This window comes from Nocardioides sp., from assembly GCF_036274455.1.
GTDB lineage: Bacteria > Actinomycetota > Actinomycetes > Propionibacteriales > Nocardioidaceae > Nocardioides.
The window spans coordinates 1-6,029 of sequence record NZ_DASUFR010000206.1; the positions used below are offsets into that span (position 1 = coordinate 1).

General features: G+C 74.5%; 3 protein-coding genes. All 3 read left to right on the top strand.

The annotated features are described in order from the left end of the window. Window positions 1-423: 423 nt before the first annotated feature. Window positions 424-852, top strand: coding sequence for a hypothetical protein (locus VFV89_RS20115; RefSeq protein ID WP_329707757.1), 429 nt, complete (start codon window positions 424-426; stop codon window positions 850-852). 15 nt (window positions 853-867) lie between these two features. Then, the gene (locus VFV89_RS20120; protein WP_329707758.1) at window positions 868-5,472 is read left to right on the top strand and encodes an ATP-dependent helicase; all 4,605 of its coding nucleotides are present in this window, start codon (window positions 868-870) and stop codon (window positions 5,470-5,472) included. Next, window positions 5,465-6,029, top strand: a 565-nt coding sequence (locus tag VFV89_RS20125; protein WP_329707759.1) for a DNA-formamidopyrimidine glycosylase family protein, incomplete at its 3' end; no start/stop codon positions are given. The genes VFV89_RS20120 and VFV89_RS20125, both read left to right, overlap by 8 nt.

A 6,029-nucleotide genomic window follows, 5' to 3' on the forward strand; every position in this document is an offset into this window, starting at 1 on the left:
ACCGCGCAGCGACGTCGAGACGTTCAGGTCGTGGATCTCGTGGCGAGGGGTGTCGCGGACGATGCGGACGACCCGGTTCTCCGCCTTGCCGTACTGGTTCGCTCCCAGGACGTTGGCCATGCCCGCACCCTAGATGACTGGGACTGCACCGCATTACCTGCTGTCGATGGCCCAGATCGCTGCAGGGTCCCAGCGCGCCCGACCTGCCCACCGCTCATCGAGCCTGTCGAGATGCCCGCAGCCGGCGTCGGATCTCGCCCCTATGCCGTCGCTGCGGAGGTTTCGACCGGCTCGACCAGCGGCCCGGCCAGCGGGTGCCTTCTCTGCGGAGGTTTCGACAGGCTCGACCGGCGGCCCCAATGGCCTTGTTGCGCCGTACGCCGCTCACTAGCGTGGAGAGGATCCCCCTCGGAGGAGGCCTCCGTGTCGCGCCCCATCCTGCCGACAGCAGCCGCGGTGGTGAGCGCCCTCGTGCTGACGGTGGTGGCTCTCACGACGACAGGCGAGGCCAAGCCGCGCCCGGCGTACCGGATCGGGATCCACGCCTCCGCGACCACGGTCAACGCCGGCCAGCAGGTCACCTTCACCGGCAAGGTGCGCCCGCTGACCAAGGCGATGCGCAAGCAGAACGTCAAGCTCCTGATCACCTACCCGGACGGGCTCTTCGAGACCGCAGGGCTCGACCGGCCGGACCGCAGGGGTGTCTACACCTTCACCGAGCCCTTCGGTGTCCCGGGCACCTACCTCGTCCGCGCCCGCATCGCCGCCGGGCAGGGGCACAGCGAGGGCATCAGCCAGGAGCTCACGATCACGGTCGCGCCGCTCACCGGGACCCCACTGTCGGCGCGGTGAGCAAGACTTGAGGCCATGTCGGCCGCCCACCCTGCGCCCCACGAGGCGCTGAGCAGGTTCAGCGAGCCGACGCGCACGTGGTTCGCGGCGGCGTTCGCCGAGCCGACGGCCGCCCAGGTCGGAGCGTGGGAGGCCATCGGCGCCGGCAAGCACGCGCTGGTGGTCGCGCCGACCGGGTCCGGCAAGACCCTGAGCGCCTTCCTGTGGAGCCTCGACGGGCTGCTCACCAGCACCCGCCCCACCGACCGGAGCATGCGGACCCGGGTGCTCTACGTCAGCCCGCTCAAGGCGCTCGCAGTCGACGTCGAGCGCAACCTGCGCAGCCCGCTGACCGGCATCCGGCACACCGCCGAGCGGCTCGGCCAGCCGGTCCCCGAGGTGACGGTCGGTCTCCGCTCCGGCGACACCCCGGCCGCCGACCGGCGCCGGCTGGTCACGCAGCCGCCGGACATCATGATCACCACGCCGGAGTCGTTGTTCCTCATGCTCACCAGCCAGGCCCGCGAGGGGCTGCGCGGCGTGGAGACGGTCATCGTCGACGAGGTGCACGCCGTGGCCGGCACCAAGCGCGGCGCCCACCTCGCGGTCACCCTCGAGCGGCTCGACGCCCTCCTCGACCGCCCGGCCCAGCGGGTGGGGCTCAGCGCGACCGTGCGGCCGCTCGAGGAGGTGGCCCGGTTCCTCGGGGGCAGCGCCCCGGTCGAGATCGTCGCCCCGCCGAGCGCCAAGGAGTGGGACCTCAGGGTCGTCGTGCCCGTCGAGGACATGACGGCGCCGGAGGCCTACGACGAGGACGCCGAGGACCCGAGCCGCTCCCAGTCGATCTGGCCGCACGTCGAGGAGCACGTGGTCGACCTGATCGAGCAGCACCGCAGCACGATCGTCTTCGCCAACAGCCGGCGGCTCTCCGAGCGGCTGACCGCGCGGCTCAACGAGATCGCCACCGAGCGCGCCAGTGCCGAGGGTGCGGGGACCTCGACAGGCTCGAGCAGCGGCGCCCGACTCCCGGCGCAGGTGATGGCGCAGTCCGGCTCCAGCCGCGGGATCGAGGCGGTGATCGCCAAGGCGCACCACGGGTCGGTCTCCAAGGAGCAGCGGGCGATCATCGAGGACGACCTCAAGCGCGGCCGGCTGCCGGCCGTGGTCGCCACCAGCAGCCTCGAGCTCGGCATCGACATGGGTGCGGTCGACCTCGTCGTCCAGATCGAGAGCCCGCCCAGCGTGGCCAGCGCGCTCCAGCGTGTCGGCCGGGCGGGCCACCAGGTCGGCGAGGTGAGCCGCGGGGTGCTGTTCCCCAAGCACCGCGGCGACCTGGCCCAGACCGCGGTCGCCGTGCAGCGGATGCGCACCGGCGCCATCGAGTCGCTCAGCGTCCCGGCCAACCCGCTCGACGTCCTGGCCCAGCAGGTGGTGGCCGCGACGGCGATGGAGGGCTGGCACGTCGATGACCTCTACGACCTGGTGCGGCGTACGGCGAGCTTCGCCCAGCTCCCGCGCTCGGCCTACGACGCCGTGCTCGACCTGCTCTCGGGCCGCTACCCCAGCGACGAGTTCGCCGAGCTGCGCCCGCGGATCGTGTGGGACCGGGTGACCGGCACCCTCACCGGGCGGCCGGGCGCCCAGCGGCTCGCGGTCACCAGCGGCGGCACGATCCCCGACCGCGGGCTGTTCGGCGTCTTCCTCGTGGGCGGTGACGGGCCGGGCAAGCGCGTGGGCGAGCTCGACGAGGAGATGGTCTACGAGTCGCGCGTGGGCGACGTGTTCGCGCTGGGGGCGACGAGCTGGCGGATCGAGGACATCACCCACGACCGGGTGCTGGTCACCCCGGCGCCCGGCATCCCGGGCCGGCTGCCGTTCTGGAAGGGCGACGCCCTCGGCCGCCCGGCCGAGCTCGGCCAGGCCGTCGGCGCCTTCACCCGCGAGCTGGCGGCACTGCCCAGGCACCAGGCGCAGGCGCGCGCCAAGGAGGAGGGGCTCGACGACTACGCCGCCGGCAACCTGGTCGGCTACCTCCACGAGCAGCTCGAGGCCACCCAGGTGCTGCCGAGCGACCAGACCCTGCTGGTCGAGCGGTTCCGCGATGAGCTCGGCGACTGGCGGCTGGTGGTCCACTCCCCCTACGGCACCCCCGTGCACGCGCCCTGGGCGCTGGCGATCAACGCCCGGCTGCGCGAGCGCTACGGCATCGACGGGCAGGCGGTCGCCTCCGACGACGGGATCGTGATCCGCATCCCCGACACCGACGCCGAGGCCCCCGGCGGCGAGGTGGTCGTCTTCGCCCCCGACGAGATCGAGGACCTCGTCACCCAGGAGGTCGGCGGGTCGGCGCTGTTCGCCTCCCGGTTCCGGGAGTGCGCGGCCCGCGCCCTGCTGCTCCCCCGCCGCGACCCGGGCCGGCGCAGCCCGCTGTGGCAGCAGCGCCAGCGCAGCGCGGCCCTGCTCGAGGTGGCCAGCAAGTACCCGTCGTTCCCCATCGTTCTCGAGGCCGTCCGCGAGTGCCTCCTGGACGTCTACGACCTGCCTTCGCTCGTGGCCCTGATGCGGGCCGTCGACCAGCGCCGGGTCCAGGTCACCGACGTGGCGACGACCGGCCCGTCACCGTTCGCCCGCAGCCTCCTCTTCGGCTACGTCGCGCAGTTCGTCTACGAGGGCGACTCCCCGATCGCCGAGCGGCGGGCCGCCGCGCTCTCGCTCGACCAGGGGCTGCTGGCCGAGCTGCTCGGCCGCGCCGAGCTGCGCGAGCTGCTCGACCCCGAGGTGCTGGCCGAGGTGGAGGCGGAGCTGCAGCGGCTCGCGCCGGAGCGGCGGGCGCGCGGCGCCGAGGGCGTCGCCGACCTCCTTCGGCTGCTCGGGCCGCTGTCGACGCAGGAGGTGCAGGCCCGCTGCGCCGACGGCATCGTCGCCGGCGAGGCGCTGGCCACGCTGGCCGGCACCCGGCGGGTGGTGGAGGTCCGGGTCGCCGGCGAGGAGCGCTGGGCCGCCGTCGAAGACGTCGGACGGCTCCGCGACGGCCTCGGTGTCGCGGTCCCGCCGGGCACGCCCGAGGCGTTCACCGACCCCGTCGACGACCCGCTCGCCGACCTGGTCTCGCGCTATGCCCGCACCCATGGGCCGTTCACGACCGACGACGTGGCCGCCCGACTCGGGCTCGGCACCGCCGTGGTGCGCCTGACCCTGCAGCGGCTCGGGGCCCACGGCCGGGTGCTCGACGGCGAGTTCCGTCCCGGCGCCTCCGGCCTGGAGTGGTGCGACGCGGAGGTGCTGCGCTCGCTGCGGCGACGGAGCCTGGCCCGGCTGCGCAAGGAGGTCGAGCCCGTGCCGCCGGCCGCGCTGGGCCGGTTCCTCGGTGCCTGGCAGCATGTCGGCGGCAGGCTCCGCGGGGTCGACGGGGTGCTCTCGGTCGTCGACCAGCTCGCCGGTGCACCGGTGCCCGCCAGCGCGCTCGAGCCTCTGGTGCTGGCCGCGCGGGTGCGGGACTACGAGCCGTCCTACCTCGACGAGCTCACCGCCTCCGGCGAGGTGCTGTGGGCCGGCCACGCCTCGCTGCCCGGCTCCGACGGCTGGGTGAGCCTCCACCTCGCCGACCAGGCACCGCTGACGATGCCCGAGCACCAACCGTTCGGTCTTCGAGACGGCTCGTCCCTCGCCTCCTCAGACACCGTCTCTCAGCTCCACCAGGCCGTGCTCGATGCGCTGGCGCCGGGCGGGGCGTGGTTCTTCCGACAGCTGGCCCAGCAGGTCGGAGCCTCTGACGACAAGACACTCAGCGCGACCCTGTGGGACCTCGTGTGGGCGGGCCGGATCACCAACGACACGCTCACGCCGCTGCGCGCACTGACCCGCTCGGGCACCCCCAGCCACCGCACCAGGCGGCCGCCGGCTCGCCCGCGGCTGGCCTCCACGACCGGTCGTGGCGCGGCCCTGCTCCGGACCGGTCCGCCCGAGACCGCCGGTCGCTGGGCCCTCCTCCCCGAGCTCGACACCGATCCGACCCGTCGCGCCCACGCGGCGGCCGAGCGGCTGCTCGACCGGCACGGCGTGGTGATCCGCGGCGCCGTGGTCAGCGAGCGGCAGCCCGGTGGCTTCGCGGCGGTCTACAAGGTGCTCTCGGCGTTCGAGGAGTCCGGCCGCTGCCGGCGCGGCTACTTCGTCGAAGGGCTCGGCGCCGCCCAGTTCGGCACCGCGGGAGCCATCGACCGGCTCCGGACCTTCAGCGAGGTCGACGAGTCGGCCAAGCCCGATGCCGTGTGCCTGGCCGCCACCGACCCGGCCAACCCCTACGGCGCCGCGCTCCCGTGGCCCGACTCGGAGGGCGGGCACCGCCCCGGCCGCAAGGCCGGTGCGCTGGTGGTGCTCGTCGACGGTGAGCTCGTCCTCTACGTCGAGCGCGGCGGCCGCACCCTGCTCACGTGGAGCGAGGACGCCGAGCGGCTGGGCCCGGCCGCCGCGTCGCTCGCCGAGGCGGCCCGTCGCGGCTCGCTGGGCCGGATCACCGTCGAGCGCGCCGACGGCGCGGCGCTGCTGGGTGGCGGCTCCACGCCGCTGCGCGAGGCGCTCGACGCGGCCGGCTTCGTGGCGACACCGAGGGGGCTGCGGCTGAGGTCGTCCAGCAGTGCCTGAGGGCGACACCGTCTGGCACACCGCCCGGCTCCTCGACCGCGCGCTGAGCGGCCAGGTGCTGGAGCGGAGCGACTTCCGCGTGCCCCAGCACGCCACCGCCGACCTCACCGGCGGCACCGTCGTCGAGACCGTCTCCCGCGGCAAGCACCTCCTCACCCGGGTCGACCGCAGCGACGAGCGGTGGACGCTGCACACCCACCTCAAGATGGAGGGCAGCTGGAAGGTGCTCAAGCCCGAGCAACGCTGGCCCCGGCCGGCGCACACCGCCCGGGTGGTGCTCGAGACCGCGACGGCCACCGCGGTCGGCTTCTCACTCGGCGTCGTGGAGCTGCTCGACCGGGCCGCGGAGGCGGACGCCGTCGGCCACCTCGGCCCCGACCTCCTCGGCCCCGACTGGGACGCCGACGTCGCGGTGGCCAACCTGCTGCGCGATCCGGGCCGCCCGCTGCGCGAGGCCCTGCTCGACCAGCGCAACCTGGCCGGCATCGGCAACCTCTACGCCGCGGAGCTCTGCTTCACCTCCGGGGTGCACCCGCAGACCCCGGTCGGCGCGGTGC